This window comes from Herbaspirillum sp. VT-16-41 (genome assembly GCF_001994935.1).
Taxonomy (GTDB): domain Bacteria; phylum Pseudomonadota; class Gammaproteobacteria; order Burkholderiales; family Burkholderiaceae_D; genus Herbaspirillum; species Herbaspirillum frisingense.
In genome coordinates, this window is the sequence record NZ_MUXB01000040.1 from 1 (window position 1) to 458 (window position 458).

A 458-nucleotide genomic window follows, 5' to 3' on the forward strand; every position below is an offset into this window, starting at 1 on the left:
GTCCGTCAGGATTTCGGTCAGACGATTGGCGTTATAAAGTTCATCGATATAAGCGATATACCCGTCACGCTCTGCTTCCGTCTTGGCATAGCAGATATCGTAAATACAAAAACTCAGGCTCTTGGTCAGGTTGTTAAAGCCATGCAGTTTGAGTTTTTTCAATTTCGTATCGCTCCTTAGGACGACTGTGAAGAGAGTGCGTCTTGCAGATATTGTGGCAGAGCAAATGCCGCCGTATGAATGGCCGGATTGTAATAACGGCACGTCAGGTCTGCATTGTGGAAACGCGCCTGAATAATTTCGCTGGAAAGGTGACGTAGCGCTTCATTATCCGTCGCCCAGGCAAAAGTCATAATGCCACCGTAATAGGTGGGAATGGCAGCCTGGTAAAAACCGACATCGGCAAAGTAATGACCGAGCTTACGGTGGCTGTCCAGCGCTTCATCCTGTTGCAGGAA

General features: G+C 48.3%; 1 protein-coding gene and 1 pseudogene. Both read right to left on the reverse strand.

The window, feature by feature from the left end; all coding sequences use genetic code 11:
- Window positions 1-162: pseudogene (locus tag BTM36_RS29575) on the reverse strand (S-adenosylmethionine decarboxylase); the annotation flags it as partial.
- A gap of 14 nt (window positions 163-176) precedes the next feature.
- A partial coding sequence (locus BTM36_RS03935) for a hypothetical protein (protein WP_368730699.1) occupies window positions 177-458 on the reverse strand: 282 nt, incomplete at its 5' end.